The following is a 15346-nucleotide window of genomic DNA, read 5'->3' as shown; positions in this document are numbered from 1 at the left end:
CGTGAAGGTGGAAGAACTGTAGGTGCTGGTGTTGTAACTGAAATCATTGAGTAATTTAAAGAATAAAGATAGGCTAGGTCTTTTGGGCCTAGCCTTTTTAAAGGTGATATATTTCGATAAAAAATGAGTTGGTTGTTAGCTATTTGCTGTTAAGCTATTTCGTGTTGAAAACAGCAAATAGCCAACAGCCAAAGTTAATATAACCAAAACCATCAGTATTATATATACAAGTCTGGTTATACTATTTTAAGGTAGAACACTCATACCTAAATCTGTAATTTTTTATTGACATGCATTTTAAATTATGATAGTTTATATAAAGTAGTATATTTACGATTGGGTATTTATGTCCGAATATATAGATGCTTATCTAGTTAAACGGTCAGGAGGTGTTCAAGGATGAGAGTTCAAGTGAAATTAGCATGTACTGAATGTAAACAAAGGAACTATGATACAACTAAAAATAAGAGGACTAATCCAGATAGAATTGAGCTAAAAAAATACTGCAAATTCTGCAAGAAACATACACTTCATAAAGAAACTAAATAATTAGGTTAGAAAGTTAATTTGTTTGAATGTATATCTTGAATGAATACAAAATGTAAGGAAGTGAATTGATATGGTAGCTCAAACTGGTAAAAATAAAGGCGCTTTAGCTAAAGCTAAAACTTTCTTTAGAGGAGTTAAGGCTGAAATTAAAAAAGTAAATTGGCCAAATAAGAAGGAATTGGGTACTTACACTACTGTAGTTTTAGTTACTTGTGCGTTAGTTTCATTTGTAGTTTGGGTGCTTGATATCGGCATTCATGAACTACTAGAACTTATTTTAGGCTAATAATAGTATAAAAGGGAGGGAAGGACCTTAAGTGGTCCCCGAGATAAAATGACAGATAAGTCGAATAAAGCCAGATGGTATGTTATTCATACTTATTCAGGTCATGAAAACAAAGTGAAAGCTAATATAGAAAAGTTAGTGGAAAATAGAGCTATGCAGGACGTGATACACGAAGTTCAAGTCCCAACAGAAGAACATATAGAAAACAAGAATGGTAAAAAGAAAGTGAAAGAAAGAAAGATGTTTCCTGGATATGTATTGGTAAAAATGATAATGAATGATGAATCATGGTACTTAGTAAGGAATACTAGAGGTGTTACTAGTTTTGTAGGTCCTGGTTCTAAGCCGGTGCCTCTTACAGAAGAAGAAGTTAAAGCTCTAGGTGTACAGGAAGCATTACCTGATATTGATTTAGAAGAGCAAGATACTGTGAAGGTGATTTCTGGACCATTTGAAAACTTCATTGGAACTGTTGAAAGTATAAATACAGAAAAGCGTAAGGTTAAAGTGTTTGTTTCAATGTTCGGTCGAGAAACACTTGTAGAATTAGATTTTGAACAAGTAGAAAAACTATAATCTTGCTAGTTAAGCTAATAAGCTTTTTATAGATAATTTATTAGTTTTTTAGTGGGAGGGGTTTAACCCGCAAAACCACAATTTCATAAGGAGGTGTAACAGAAATGGCAAAAAAAGTAGCAGCTGTTGTAAAACTACAAATACCAGCTGGGAAAGCCACACCAGCACCACCAGTAGGTACAGCTTTAGGACCACATGGTGTTAATATAATGGGATTCTGTAAAGAATTCAATGCTAAAACAGCTGACCAAGCTGGTATGATAATTCCAGTTGTTTTAACAGTTTATGAAGATAGATCTTTCACTTTTATTACAAAAACTCCTCCAGTAGCTGTGTTGCTAAAGAAAGCAGCGGGTATTGATAAAGGCTCTGGAGAACCTAACAAAGACAAAGTGGCTACATTACAAAAAGACAAAGTAAGAGAAATAGCAGAGCTAAAGATGCCAGATTTAAATGCAAACACAATTGAAGCTGCCATGAGCATGATAGAAGGTACAGCAAGAAGTATGGGAATAGTTATAGAAGAGTAATTTTGTTAAATAAGTGGGAGGTCTTTATAAGCCGGTATTACCACAAAGGAGGTTAAAAAGAATGGCTAAAAGAGGTAAAAAGTATCAAGAGAGCTTAAAGAAAATAGATAAGTCTAAATTATATGACCCACAAGAAGCTGTTGAATTAGTAAAGGAGACAGCGAAAGCTAATTTTGACGAAACAATAGAATTATCAGTAAGACTTGGTGTTGACCCAAGACATGCTGACCAACAAGTTAGAGGAGCAGTAGTATTACCTCACGGAACAGGTAAAACTAGAAAAGTTTTAGTTTTTGCTAAAGGAGAAAAAGCTAAGGAAGCAGAAAACGCAGGTGCAGATTATGTTGGAGCAGAAGAATACGTAGCAAAGATTCAAAATGAAAACTGGTTTGACTTTGATGTAGTTGTTGCTACACCGGATATGATGAGTATAGTTGGAAGACTAGGTAGAATTTTAGGTCCTAAAGGATTAATGCCAAATCCAAAATCAGGAACAGTAACTTTTGATGTAGAAAAAGCAGTTGGAGAAATTAAAGCTGGTAAAGTAGAATATAGAGTTGATAAGCACGCTATTATTCACGTACCTATAGGAAAGAAATCATTCGAAGAAGAAAAGTTATTTGAAAACTTTAAAACAATTATGCAAGCTATAATAAAAGCTAAACCAGCTGCGGCAAAAGGAAAATACTTAAGAAGTGTTGTAATCTCAAGTACAATGGGGCCTGGTATAAAAGTAAATGCACAAAAAATGGCTGAGTAAAAAAAGTGTTGACAATATAAAATATTATTGTTACAATTATATTGTTGTAAAATTAAATACACTCAAACCGTAGACAGTTGGTACTCGTAAGAGTTTAAAATATGCCAACCGAGGTTGAGACGATGCTTTATTGATGCTTTATTTAAGAGTATAACGGTCTCTCTGTGTCTACGGAGAGGCCTTTTTATATATCTACGGTTTGTTGTGGTTAAGTGAACAGAGAATAGTTATGTATTAACTTAAAGTATAAGGCACTTGTTGCTAACAAGGAGGTGGAACCTGGATGAGCTCAGCACTAGAAAAGAAGAAACAGATTGTTTCTGAAATTAAAGAAAAAATTGATAATGCTCAATCTGTTGTTCTAGTTGATTACAGAGGTTTAAATGTTGAGGAAGTAACTGAGCTTAGAAAGAAATTTAGAGAAGCTGGTGTTGAGTATAAGGTATACAAAAACACCTTAATGAGATTTGCTTTCAAAGATGCTGGCTTAGAAGAGTTCAATGAATACTTAACAGGTCCTAATGCTGTTGCTTTTGGTTATGAAGACCCTGTGTCACCAGCAAAAGTAACACATGAATTTGCTAAAGAGCATGAAACTCTAGAAATTAAAGCTGGAGTTGTAGATGGTAAAGTGATTAGCTTAGAAGAAGTTAAATCTTTAGCTGAATTACCATCTAAAGAACAATTAATAGCTCAAGTACTAGGTGGATTAAACGGACCTATCTCAGGATTTGCTAATGTGCTTCAAGCTAACATTAGAAATCTTGCATATGCATTAAATGCTATTAAAGAAAAGAAAGAAGCAGAAGCTTAATTGAAACTTTAATTAGTAAAACTAGTAATGTGGAATAAAAAATAAAATACGGAGGGATGTAAAAATGGCAAGCGAAAAAGTTCAAAACTTAATTGAAGAAGTTAAAAATCTTACTGTTTTAGAATTATCAGAATTAGTTAAAGCTCTTGAAGAAGAATTTGGAGTAAGCGCTCAAGCGCCTGTAGCAATGGCAGCTATGCCAGCAGCTGGAGCAGCAGCAGGTGGAGCAGCTGAAGAAAAAACTGAGTTTGATGTAATATTAGCTGATGCTGGAAGCAGCAAAATTAAAGTTATCAAAGCTGTAAGAGGAATCACAGGATTAGGATTAAAAGAAGCTAAAGCATTAGTTGATGGAGCTCCAAGCCCAGTTAAAGAAGGAGTATCAAAAGACGAAGCAGAAGAAATCAAGTCTCAATTAGAAGAAGCAGGAGCAACTGTAGAACTTAAATAATTTAACATATAAAATAAAAAGCACTCTGGGGAAACCCAGAGTAGCTTTTTATTATCTAAAAATAATGCAATCAGATTCTATGCTTTGTATTTTGTTTTATATTAGTAAAAAGCAATTGGAAATTTTAATTTTTTGCAATAATTATTATAACACATTAAATATAAAAAATCTATACAATATTTTAAAAGAAAGTATTTTTTTAGTAAGGCTTATATACATGAATTATGAAAAAGAATTTTATTTAGGAAAATTAATAAGCCCCAAAGCCTATAATAAGCTTGAATTTACTTGACATTTATATATCGTTATGATAGTATTATAAAATGCTTAGAAGTGAACTTGGCATAAAAATTGTATGGATTGTATGGAATTATATTGTATAAGTGCTAGAAAATATGGAAATAATATAATAGATATATGTTCATGAAAAATCTAACCAAAAGTATAAATGTTGCTTTTGGCTATTTTACTTTAAAAAGGGGTGAATTATATTGGCGCGTCCTAAGCCTGTAACCTATGGAAAACGTGTCAGAATGAGTTATGCCACTATTGACGAAGTACTAGAATTACCAGACTTAATTGAAGTACAAAAAAGGTCATATGATTGGTTTGTTGAAGAAGGCCTAAAAGAAGTATTTGAAGACATTTCTCCTATACAGGACTATACAGGTAATCTTATTTTGGAATTTGTAGATTATTCTGTGTCGGGTGAACCTAAGTATGATGTGGAGGAATGTAAAGAGCGTGATGTTACATATGCAGCTCCATTAAAAGTTAAAGTAAGATTAATAAACAAAGAAACAGGGGAAGTAAAAGAGCAAGAAGTATTTATGGGAGATTTCCCTCTTATGACAGAGAAGGGGACTTTCGTAATAAATGGGGCTGAAAGAGTTATAGTCAGCCAGCTAGTAAGGTCTCCCGGGGTTTATTATGTAGAGGAAATCGATAAAACAGGTAAGAGGTTGTATTCTTCTACAGTTATACCTAATAGAGGAGCTTGGCTAGAATATGAAAGTGATTCTAACGATATAGTTTCTGTAAGGGTAGATAGAACTAGAAAAGTGCCAGTTACGGTTTTACTAAGGGCTTTAGGCTATGAAACTAAAGCTGATATCTTACATTTAATAGGTGAAAATGAACAAATTTTAAAGACACTAGAGAAAGATAACACTAAAAACCAAGAAGAAGGATTATTAGAAATATACAAAAGACTGCGTCCGGGTGAACCACCTACGGTAGACAGTGCAAAAGCGTTATTAAATACATTGTTTTTTGATCCTAAGCGCTATGACTTAGCAAAAGTGGGAAGATATAAGTTTAACAAAAAGCTTGCACTAAGCAACAGAATTGTGAATACTATAGCTGCTGATAATATAGTACATCCAGAAACAGGTGAAATATTAGTAGAGAAAGATGAGAAAATCACTAGAGAAAAAGCATTTGAAATAGAAGCAGCGGGAATTAACACAGTTGATGTTTTAAGTGAAGACGACAAAGTTGTAAGAGTTGTAGGTAATCATTTTGTTGACGTAAGTGCTTTTGATTTACCGTTTTCATTAGAAGAGCTTGGTTTAAAAGAAAGAGTATACTATCCAGTAATGAAAGAATTAATAGATAAGCATGATGACTCAGAAGAATTAAAAGAAGCAGTTAAAGAGAGAATTAGAGAAATTTCACCTAAACATATTATAGTTTCTGATATTATAGCATCAATAAACTATGAATTTAATTTATTTTATGGGATTGGAAACACAGATGATATAGACCATCTAGGTAACAGAAGGCTACGTTCTGTAGGTGAGCTTCTTCAGAATCAAGTTAGAATAGGTTTATCTAGGATGGAAAGAGTAGTTAGAGAAAGAATGACTATTCAAGATATTGATGTAGCTACACCACAGGCATTAATAAACATCAGACCTGTTGCAGCATCTATAAAAGAATTCTTCGGTAGCAGTCAGCTATCACAATTTATGGATCAAACTAACCCGTTATCAGAGTTAACACATAAGAGAAGGATGTCTGCGTTAGGACCTGGAGGGCTTAGTAGAGATAGAGCTGGATTCGAGGTTAGGGACGTACACCATTCACACTATGGGAGAATGTGTCCTATCGAAACACCAGAGGGTCCAAATATCGGGTTGATTACTTCGCTAACTACTTATGCTAGGATTAATGAATATGGGTTCTTAGAAGCACCATACAGAAAGGTTGATAAGGAAAGAGGCGTTGTTACTGATGAAATAGAATATATAACTGCGGATGTAGAAGATCAATACGTAATAGCACAAGCTAATGAGCCGTTAGATGAAGAGGGAAGATTTATAAATAAAAGAGTTGTAGCCAGAGGAATTAACGGTGTAACAGACATTGTACCAAGAGAAGAAGTAGACTTTATGGACGTATCACCAAAGCAAATCATTTCGGTTGGTACTTCTATGATACCATTCTTAGAAAATGACGACGCCAACAGAGCTCTGATGGGTGCGAACATGCAGCGTCAGGCTGTACCATTGTTAAAGACAGAAGCACCTGTTATTGGTACGGGTATGGAATACAGAGCTGCTAAGGACTCGGGAGTAGTAGTTGTTGCTAAACATAGTGGTGTAGTTAAGAGAGTTACAGCATCTGAAATCCTAATCAAAAGAGATGAAGATGGAAGAGTAGATAGATATAACTTACTTAAATTCAAGCGTTCAAATCAAGGTACATGTATAAACCAAAGACCAATAGTTAAAACAGGTGAGAAGATACAAAAAGGACAAATTATAGCTGATGGTCCATCTACAGATCAAGGTGAAGCAGCTCTTGGTAAGAACCTTCTGATAGGTTTTATGACATGGGAAGGTTATAACTATGAGGATGCGATATTGATTAATGAAAGATTAGTTAAAGATGATGTATTAACTTCAGTACACATAGAAGAGTATGAAGCAGATGCAAGGGATACTAAGCTTGGACCAGAAGAGATTACTAGAGATATACCTAACGTAGGAGAAGATGCATTAAAAGACCTAGATGAAAGAGGAATAATAAGAATAGGAGCAGAGGTTAAGGCTAATGACATTCTTGTAGGTAAAGTAACTCCAAAGGGTGAAACTGAATTAACTGCAGAAGAAAGATTACTTAGAGCTATATTTGGAGAAAAAGCTAGAGAAGTTAGGGATACTTCCTTAAGAGTACCACATGGTGAAACGGGTATAGTTGTAGATGTTAAAGTGTTTACAAGAGAAAATGGCGACGAATTGCCACCAGGAGTTAATCAGCTAGTGAGAGTATATATAGCTACTAAGCGTAAGATTAATGTCGGAGATAAGATGTGTGGTAGACATGGTAATAAAGGTGTTATTTCTAGAATTTTACCTGAAGAGGATATGCCATTCTTACCAGATGGTACACCACTAGATGTAGTATTAAATCCACTAGGGGTACCTTCACGTATGAATATTGGTCAGGTACTTGAAGTGCATTTAGGAATGGCGGCTAAGGCTTTAGGTTGGCATGTTGCAACACCTGTGTTTGATGGTGCAACTGAGGAAGATATACGTGAAGCATTAAGTAAAGCGGGATTACCTGAAGATGGTAAAATACAGCTTAGAGATGGTAGATCGGGAGAATATTTTGATAATCCAGTAACAGTAGGATACATGTATATGCTAAAACTTCATCACTTGGTAGATGATAAGATACATGCAAGATCTACAGGACCTTATTCACTTGTTACTCAACAACCTCTTGGAGGTAAGGCACAGTTTGGTGGACAAAGATTTGGTGAGATGGAAGTTTGGGCATTAGAAGCATATGGTGCTGCTCATACACTTCAAGAAATATTAACAGTTAAATCTGACGACGTTGTAGGTCGTGTAAAAGCATATGAAGCAATAGTGAAAAATGAAAACATACCTGAGCCAGGTGTGCCAGAATCATTCAAAGTATTAATTAAAGAATTGCAAAGTTTAGCGTTGGATGTAAAGGTGTTGTCTGAAGAAGAAAAAGAAATTGAAATAAAGGAATCTGTAGATGAAGAGGTAAGTGATTTAGACATACAATTAGGAGATAACGAAAAAGAATCAGACAATAACGATTAATGTTAAATAGTAATTTTCTTTCTGTAGAATTAAAACAAAACTATTCTAAAAAGAAGGGAGAGAAAACCCTTTGCTTGAATTTAACAACTTTGATTCAATAAGAATTGGATTAGCTTCTCCGGAGAAGATTAGACAGTGGTCGAGAGGAGAAGTTAAGAAACCAGAAACAATTAATTATAGAACTTTAAAACCAGAAAAGGAAGGTCTTTTCTGTGAGAAAATATTCGGACCTACTAAAGACTGGGAATGTCATTGTGGTAAATATAAAAGAGTAAGATATAAAGGTGTAGTTTGTGACAGATGTGGTGTTGAAGTAACAAAGTCAAAGGTGAGAAGGGAAAGAATGGGACATATTGAATTAGCTGCACCTGTTTCCCACATTTGGTATTTTAAAGGTATACCAAGTAGAATGGGACTGATATTAGATATGTCCCCTAGAGCCCTTGAAAAAGTACTTTATTTTGCATCATATATAGTAATAGACCCAGGTGATACTTCACTTTCTTCAAAACAGCTTTTAAGTGAGGGTGAATATAGAGAGTATAGAGAAAAGTATGGAAACAAATTCAAAGCAGGAATGGGAGCAGAAGCTGTTAAAGAAGTACTTAGAAAGATTGATTTAGATAAAGAAGCTAAAGAGCTAAGAATGCAGCTTAAAGAGAGTTCTGGACAGAAGAAAATTAGAATAATTAGAAGGTTAGAGGTTATTGAAGCTTTCAGAAAATCTGGAAACAAACCAGAATGGATGATTTTAGATGTAATTCCGGTTATACCACCAGATTTAAGACCTATGGTTCAATTAGATGGTGGTAGATTTGCTACATCTGACTTAAACGACTTATATAGGAGAGTTATAAACAGAAATAATAGACTTAAAAGGCTATTAGATTTAGGAGCACCAGACATTATAGTAAGAAATGAAAAAAGAATGCTTCAAGAAGCTGTAGATGCTTTAATAGATAATGGAAGAAGGGGAAGACCAGTAACAGGACCTGGTAATAGACCACTTAAATCACTATCCGATATGCTAAAAGGTAAGCAGGGTAGATTTAGACAGAACTTACTTGGTAAGAGGGTTGACTATTCAGGACGTTCTGTTATAGTTGTAGGACCAGAATTGAAGTTCTATCAATGTGGTCTTCCTAAGAAAATGGCATTAGAGTTGTTTAAGCCGTTTGTAATGAAGAGACTTGTTAATGAAGGTTATGCTCATAATATTAAGAGTGCTAAAAGAATGGTGGAAAGAGCAGAACCGCAGGTTTGGGATGTATTAGAATCAGTTATAAAAGAGCACACAGTACTATTAAACCGTGCTCCAACCCTACACAGACTAGGTATTCAGGCTTTTGAACCGGTATTAGTGGAAGGGAAAGCTATAAAACTACATCCATTAGTTTGTACGGCTTACAATGCAGACTTTGACGGAGACCAAATGGCTGTGCACGTTCCGTTATCGTCTGAAGCACAAGCGGAATCTAGATTCTTAATGTTATCAGTTAATAATATATTAGCTCCGAAAGACGGAAGCCCTATTACAACGCCTACACAGGATATGGTATTAGGTAGTTATTACTTAACTATAGAAGTGCCTGGTGAAAAAGGCGAAGGTATGATATTCAAAGATTACGAAGAAATGCTAATGGCTTACTATAATGGAGATGTAAGCTTACATGCTAAGGTGAAAGTTAGAAGAAGACTAGATGAAAATGATAAAGGGAAACTTGTTGAAAGTACAGTGGGAAGGTTTATATTTAATGAAAACATACCGCAAGATTTAGGTTTTGTAGATAGAACAAAGGATAAATACTCTTTGGAAGTAGATACATTAGTAGACAAGAAAATGCTGGGTAAAATTATAGACAAATGCTTTAGAAGACATGGAAATACTACTACAGCGATTGTATTAGACCATATTAAATCAATGGGCTTCCATTATTCGACTGTTGGAGCAATTACAATTAGTGTTGATGATATTGATATACCAGATGAGAAGGAAAAGTTAATTTCAGAAGCTGAAGAAGTTGTAGATAGATATGAAAAAGCTTATAGAAGAGGTCTAATATCTGATGAAGAAAGATATGAAAAAGTTATAGACGTGTGGAGTGACACAACTGAAAAAGTAACAGATGCATTAATGGACAATTTAGATAGATTAAATAGCTTGTTCATTATGTCACACTCTGGAGCGAGAGGTAGTAGAAACCAGATTAAGCAGTTAGCAGGCATGAGAGGACTTATGGCCAATGCTTCAGGTAGAACAGTTGAAATTCCCGTTAAGTCTAACTTTAGAGAGGGTCTGTCAGTACTTGAGTTCTTCATTTCAACTCATGGTGCTAGAAAAGGATTGGCGGATACAGCACTAAGAACTGCAGACTCAGGATACTTAACTAGAAGGTTGGTTGATGTAAGTCAAGATGTTATTGTTAGAGAAGAAGACTGTGGTACAGACCAAGGTATTGTAGCTACTGCTTTTAAAGATGGGAAAGAAGTTATAGAAAAACTATGGGATAGAATTGTAGGAAGATATGCTTTAGAAGACGTAGTAGACCCTAACACTAGTGAAGTGATAGTACAAGAAGGCGATTTAATTACAGAAGATATTGCTGACAAGATAGTAGAAGTTGGAATTAAAGAGGTTAAAATTAGGTCGGTATTATCTTGTAAGACTAAGCATGGGGTATGTGCTAAATGTTACGGTAGAAACTTAGCTACAGGAGAAAAAGTTAATGTAGGTGAAGCTGTTGGTATAATAGCTGCACAATCTATAGGTGAACCTGGTACTCAGCTTACAATGCGTACATTCCATACAGGTGGTATAGCAGGAGCAGATATTACTCAAGGTTTACCTAGGGTAGAAGAGCTATTTGAGGCTAGAAAGCCTAAGGGACTAGCTGTTATTACTGAAATTTCAGGAACAATAGCAATAAATGAAACAAGAAAGAAACGTGAAGTAGTAGTAACAGGAGAAGATGGAGAAGTCAAGACATACAATATTCCATATGGCTCTAGATTAAAAGTAAAACCAGGAATGTATGTTGAGGCTGGAGATGAATTAACAGATGGTTCGGTAAATCCACATGATATATTAAAAATAAAAGGAATAACAGGAGTTCAAGCTTACTTAGTGAAAGAAGTTCAAAAAGTTTATAGAATGCAAGGTGTTGATATCAACGATAAACACATTGAAATTATAGTAAGACAAATGTTAAACAAAGTTAAGATAGAGGATGCAGGTGACACTGACCTTCTACCAGGAGGATTGGTAAATATATTTGAATTCGAGGAAGAGAATAGAAAAGTAGAAGAGATAGGTGGGAAGCCTGCTATTGGAAGAAGGGTATTACTTGGTATAACTAAAGCTTCATTAGCTACTGAGTCCTTCTTATCGGCTGCATCATTCCAGGAAACAACAAGAGTTTTAACTGATGCAGCAATCAAAGGAAAAGAAGATAAATTGTTAGGATTAAAAGAAAATGTTATAATAGGTAAGTTAATACCAGCAGGTACTGGTATGAGAAGATATAAAAACATAGCGATTAATACTATTGAAGATGAAGATACAAAAGAAGAAGTACAAGAATAAAAAATTATAATTGTTGACAGTATTTTATATTAATGCTAAAATAAATTAGTGTGTGTAAAAGTGCTTAGTTGACTTTTTAAATATCAAGGAAGATTATGTGGCTTCACCACATAATCTTCTAGATATTTTAAAAAGGAGGAGACTAAATATGATAGAAGAATTAAGTAGTTCTAAAAAAGTTGTTGGCACAAAACAAACAAAAAGAGCTATACAAAGTGATGAAGTCAAAGTTGTGTTTGTTGCCAAAGATGCAGATGCTCAAGTTGTCAATGATGTTATAGAGACATGTGAGCAAAAAGGTATTGAGTTAGTATATGTAGACAGCAAAATGGGACTTGGCAAAGCATGTGGAATTGATGTAAGTGCAGCGTCAGCTGCCGTATTGAAATAAGGTTTAAAATTTTGGAAGGAGGTGCCTTAATGCCAACAATTAACCAGTTAGTAAGAAAGGGAAGAAAGAAAGTAACTAAAAAATCTAAATCTCCTGCGTTAAATGTGGGATACAACTCATTAAAAAAGAAAGCTACTAAGTTGAGTTCACCACAAAGAAGAGGTGTATGTACAGCTGTAAAAACTGTTACACCTAAGAAGCCGAACTCAGCGTTAAGAAAGATTGCCAGGGTAAGACTTACAAATGGTGTTGAAGTTACTGCATATATCCCTGGTATAGGACATAACCTGCAAGAACACAGTGTTGTTCTTATCAGAGGAGGAAGGGTTAAGGACTTACCTGGTGTTAGATACCACATTGTAAGAGGTACATTAGATACTGCAGGAGTTGAAAACAGAAAACAAGGTAGATCTAAGTATGGTACTAAAAAACCTAAAAAATAACACGGTACATTAGTGCGGAGTGCAACAAGTTCTGACAGGCTGATGCCTTAATATAGATATGCATTTTGCGCACGACGGCAATGTCTAACATTGTCGAGTACCTATGAATTAATCTTAGTTTATTAAGGAGGGAAGCGAAGTGCCAAGAAAAGGAAATATTCCGAAGAGAGATGTAATGGAAGACCCAATTTATAAAGATAAAGTTGTAACAAAGCTTATAAATCAAGTTATGCAAGATGGGAAAAAAGGTCTAGCTCAAAGAATAGTTTATGATGCTTTTGAAATAGTAGGAGAGAAAACAGGAGAAGAGCCATTAGATGTATTCAAAAAAGCATTAGAAAATATTATGCCGCTTTTAGAAGTGAAAGCGAGACGTGTTGGTGGGGCGACTTACCAAGTTCCAGTTGAAGTTAGACCTGAAAGAAGACAAACTTTAGGTATTAGATGGTTAGTTGGCTATTCAAGAGCTAGAGGCGAAAGAACTATGAAAGAAAGACTAGCTAAAGAAATTATGGATGCTGCAAACAATACTGGGGCAAGTGTTAAGAAAAAAGAAGATACTCATAAAATGGCTGAAGCTAACAAAGCTTTTGCTCATTATAGATGGTAATCTGTGTAGAATGGTGAAAATGAATGTTTAATATTGATAAGTATGGGAAGAATATCTATTGTGATGTAGGACCCAGCAGCAGAGAGGAGGAATAATATGCCTAGAAAGATTTCATTGAAGAAAACTAGGAATATTGGTATAATGGCGCATATAGACGCAGGTAAAACTACTACTACAGAGAGAATTTTGTTCTACACAGGTAGAATTCATAAAATAGGAGAAACTCATGAAGGTGCTTCACAAATGGACTGGATGGAGCAGGAGCAAGAAAGAGGTATTACTATCACTTCTGCTGCTACAACATGCTTCTGGAAAGATCACAGAATTAACATAATAGATACGCCAGGGCACGTGGATTTCACTGTTGAAGTTGAAAGATCGTTACGTGTACTTGATGGTTCAGTTGCAATATTTGATGCTAAAAATGGTGTTGAGCCTCAATCAGAAACAGTTTGGCGTCAAGCTGATAAGTACAACGTACCAAGAATTTGTTTTGTAAACAAAATGGATAAAATGGGAGCTAACTTCTACCATGCAGTTGATACTATGGTAGAAAGATTAAAAGCAAATGTAGCTCCACTTCAACTTCCGATAGGAGCAGAAGATGATTTTGTTGGTATTGTAGACTTGGTTGAAATGAATGCTAGAATATATAAAGATGACTTAGGTAAAGAGATAGAAGTTACAGATATTCCAGCTGAACTACAAGATGAGGCTGAAGAGTATAGAGAAAAGTTATTAGAAGCTGTTTCGGAATCTGATGAAGAATTAATGATGAAATATCTTGAAGGTGAAGAGATAACAGCTGAAGAATTGAAAGATGCAATAAGAAAGGCTACAATTGACAATGTTATTGTACCTGTGCTTTGTGGTTCTGCATACAAGAACAAAGGGGTACAAATGCTAATAGATGCAATAGTAGATTATCTACCATCACCTGTAGATGTTCCAGCAATCAAAGGTATGACTCCGGATTCTGAAGAAGAAGTAGAGAGACCATCATCAGATGATGAGCCATTCTCTGCGTTAGCATTCAAAATTATGACTGACCCATATGTAGGTAAGCTTACATTCTTCAGAGTTTATTCAGGAATTATGGAGTCTGGTTCTTATGTATTAAACTCAACTAAAAACAAGAGAGAAAGAGTTGGTCGTATCCTACAAATGCACGCTAACTCAAGAGAAGAAATCTCAGAAGTGTATGCTGGAGATATAGCGGCTGCAGTAGGGTTTAAGCAGACTACAACTGGAGATACATTATGTGATCCGGATAACCCTGTGATTTTAGAGTCGATGGAATTCCCTGAGCCGGTTATAGAGGTTGCTATTGAGCCTAAAACTAAAGCAGGGCAAGAAAAAATGGCAGTAGCTCTTCAAAAACTTGCTGAAGAGGACCCAACATTTAGAACTTATACTAATGAAGAAACTGGTCAGACAATAATAGCAGGTATGGGAGAGCTTCACTTAGAAATTATAGTTGACAGACTTCTAAGAGAATTCAAGGTTGAAGCTAATGTAGGTAAGCCTCAAGTTTCATATAAAGAGACTATTACTGGTACAGCAGATGTTGATGTTAAATACGCTAGACAATCAGGTGGTCGTGGTCAATACGGACACGTTAAGATTACTATGGAACCACTTGAAAGAGGAAAAGGATATGAATTCGTTAACAAGATTACTGGAGGAGTTATTCCAAAAGAATACATTCCATCAGTAGATGCTGGTGTTCAAGAGGCTTCACAAAACGGTATCGTAGCAGGATATCCAACTGTTGACTTCAAAGTAACTTTATATGATGGTTCTTACCATGAGGTTGACTCGAGTGAAATGGCGTTCAAGATTGCTGCATCAATGGCGTTTAAAGAAGCTGTACAAAAAGCTAACCCGGTAATACTTGAGCCATATATGAAAGTTGAGGTAGTTGTACCAGAGGAGTACATGGGTGATGTTATGGGTGACATCAACTCAAGAAGAGGTAGAATTGAAAGCTTTGAAGATAGAAATGGAGCTAAAGTAATTAATGGTTATGTGCCATTAAAAGAAATGTTTGGATATGCAACAGAATTACGATCTATGACTCAAGGGCGTGGAAACTACACAATGCAATTTGACCATTATGAACCAGTTCCAAAAAATATAGCTGATGAGATTATTGGCAAGTAATTTGCTTATTAATATATATTTAATTTAAAATAAAAAACAATATAGAGGAGGAAGAGAAATGGCAAAGGCAAAATTTGAAAGAACGAAGCCACATGTTAATATTGG

13 protein-coding genes and 1 other annotated feature are annotated in these 15346 nt (G+C 35.1%); all 13 genes read left to right on the top strand.

Annotation, left to right across the window (positions count from 1 at the left end; all coding sequences use genetic code 11):
• Positions 1 to 399 precede the first annotated feature (399 nt).
• The 13 genes from rpmG (at position 400) to fusA (ending at position 15241) form a co-directional block, all read left to right on the top strand.
• Complete coding sequence (gene rpmG, locus L21TH_RS02230) at positions 400 to 549, top strand: 50S ribosomal protein L33 (RefSeq protein WP_006308046.1); 150 nt, start codon at positions 400 to 402, stop codon at positions 547 to 549.
• Positions 550 to 619: 70 nt separating this feature from the next.
• Positions 620 to 835, top strand: coding sequence for a preprotein translocase subunit SecE (gene secE, locus L21TH_RS02225; protein WP_006308045.1), 216 nt, complete (start codon positions 620 to 622; stop codon positions 833 to 835).
• Between the two features lie 48 nt (positions 836 to 883).
• Positions 884 to 1411, top strand: a complete 528-nt coding sequence (nusG, locus tag L21TH_RS02220; RefSeq protein WP_006308044.1) for a transcription termination/antitermination protein NusG — start codon at positions 884 to 886, stop codon at positions 1409 to 1411.
• 104 nt (positions 1412 to 1515) lie between these two features.
• A complete protein-coding gene (rplK, locus tag L21TH_RS02215) occupies positions 1516 to 1941 on the top strand; it encodes a 50S ribosomal protein L11 (protein WP_006308043.1) in 426 nt (141 codons plus the stop codon).
• Between the two features lie 61 nt (positions 1942 to 2002).
• Positions 2003 to 2701, top strand: a complete 699-nt coding sequence (gene rplA, locus L21TH_RS02210) for a 50S ribosomal protein L1 (RefSeq protein ID WP_006308042.1) — start codon at positions 2003 to 2005, stop codon at positions 2699 to 2701.
• Between the two features lie 49 nt (positions 2702 to 2750).
• Positions 2751 to 2897 (top strand) — a sequence feature (ribosomal protein L10 leader region).
• 87 nt (positions 2898 to 2984) lie between these two features.
• Entirely contained in the window at positions 2985 to 3515 is a 531-nt protein-coding gene (gene rplJ, locus L21TH_RS02205) for a 50S ribosomal protein L10 (RefSeq protein ID WP_006308041.1), read from the top strand.
• 64 nt (positions 3516 to 3579) lie between these two features.
• Positions 3580 to 3966, top strand: coding sequence for a 50S ribosomal protein L7/L12 (gene rplL, locus L21TH_RS02200; protein ID WP_006308040.1), 387 nt, complete (start codon positions 3580 to 3582; stop codon positions 3964 to 3966).
• A gap of 533 nt (positions 3967 to 4499) precedes the next feature.
• On the top strand, positions 4500 to 8051 hold the full coding sequence (gene rpoB, locus L21TH_RS02195) for a DNA-directed RNA polymerase subunit beta (RefSeq protein ID WP_006308038.1): 3552 nt from the start codon (positions 4500 to 4502) through the stop codon (positions 8049 to 8051).
• Positions 8052 to 8121: 70 nt separating this feature from the next.
• Positions 8122 to 11634: a DNA-directed RNA polymerase subunit beta' gene (gene rpoC, locus L21TH_RS02190; protein ID WP_006308037.1), complete on the top strand. Its 3513-nt coding sequence runs from the start codon at positions 8122 to 8124 to the stop codon at positions 11632 to 11634.
• A gap of 148 nt (positions 11635 to 11782) precedes the next feature.
• Entirely contained in the window at positions 11783 to 12025 is a 243-nt protein-coding gene (locus tag L21TH_RS02185; protein WP_006308036.1) for a L7Ae/L30e/S12e/Gadd45 family ribosomal protein, read from the top strand.
• A gap of 29 nt (positions 12026 to 12054) precedes the next feature.
• Positions 12055 to 12468 (top strand): 30S ribosomal protein S12, encoded by a 414-nt coding sequence (rpsL, locus tag L21TH_RS02180; protein WP_006308035.1) that lies wholly within the window; start codon positions 12055 to 12057, stop codon positions 12466 to 12468.
• A gap of 139 nt (positions 12469 to 12607) precedes the next feature.
• Positions 12608 to 13078, top strand: coding sequence for a 30S ribosomal protein S7 (rpsG, locus tag L21TH_RS02175; protein WP_006308034.1), 471 nt, complete (start codon positions 12608 to 12610; stop codon positions 13076 to 13078).
• A 96-nt stretch (positions 13079 to 13174) separates the two neighbouring features.
• Positions 13175 to 15241: an elongation factor G gene (gene fusA, locus L21TH_RS02170; RefSeq protein ID WP_006308033.1), complete on the top strand. Its 2067-nt coding sequence runs from the start codon at positions 13175 to 13177 to the stop codon at positions 15239 to 15241.
• The last annotated feature ends 105 nt before the right edge of the window (positions 15242 to 15346 follow it).

Origin of the sequence: Caldisalinibacter kiritimatiensis, assembly GCF_000387765.1 — a bacterium.
GTDB lineage: Bacteria > Bacillota > Clostridia > Tissierellales > Caldisalinibacteraceae > Caldisalinibacter > Caldisalinibacter kiritimatiensis.
Note: the sequence above shows the minus strand (reverse complement) of the source record. Positions and strands in the feature narration are given on the sequence as shown.

Bases quoted from the DNA above. Each gene is read 5' to 3' on its own strand.
- rpsL (WP_006308035.1), top strand. From the start codon at position 12,055: ATGCCAACAATTAACCAGTTAGTAAGAAAGGGAAGAAAGAAAGTAACT.
- secE (WP_006308045.1), top strand. From the start codon at position 620: ATGGTAGCTCAAACTGGTAAAAATAAAGGCGCTTTAGCTAAAGCTAAA.
- rpmG (WP_006308046.1), top strand. From the start codon at position 400: ATGAGAGTTCAAGTGAAATTAGCATGTACTGAATGTAAACAAAGGAAC.
- L21TH_RS02185 (WP_006308036.1), top strand. From the start codon at position 11,783: ATGATAGAAGAATTAAGTAGTTCTAAAAAAGTTGTTGGCACAAAACAA.
- rplL (WP_006308040.1), top strand. From the start codon at position 3,580: ATGGCAAGCGAAAAAGTTCAAAACTTAATTGAAGAAGTTAAAAATCTT.
- rplJ (WP_006308041.1), top strand. From the start codon at position 2,985: ATGAGCTCAGCACTAGAAAAGAAGAAACAGATTGTTTCTGAAATTAAA.
- fusA (WP_006308033.1), top strand. From the start codon at position 13,175: ATGCCTAGAAAGATTTCATTGAAGAAAACTAGGAATATTGGTATAATG.
- nusG (WP_006308044.1), top strand. From the start codon at position 884: ATGACAGATAAGTCGAATAAAGCCAGATGGTATGTTATTCATACTTAT.
- rplA (WP_006308042.1), top strand. From the start codon at position 2,003: ATGGCTAAAAGAGGTAAAAAGTATCAAGAGAGCTTAAAGAAAATAGAT.
- rpoB (WP_006308038.1), top strand. From the start codon at position 4,500: ATGAGTTATGCCACTATTGACGAAGTACTAGAATTACCAGACTTAATT.
- rplK (WP_006308043.1), top strand. From the start codon at position 1,516: ATGGCAAAAAAAGTAGCAGCTGTTGTAAAACTACAAATACCAGCTGGG.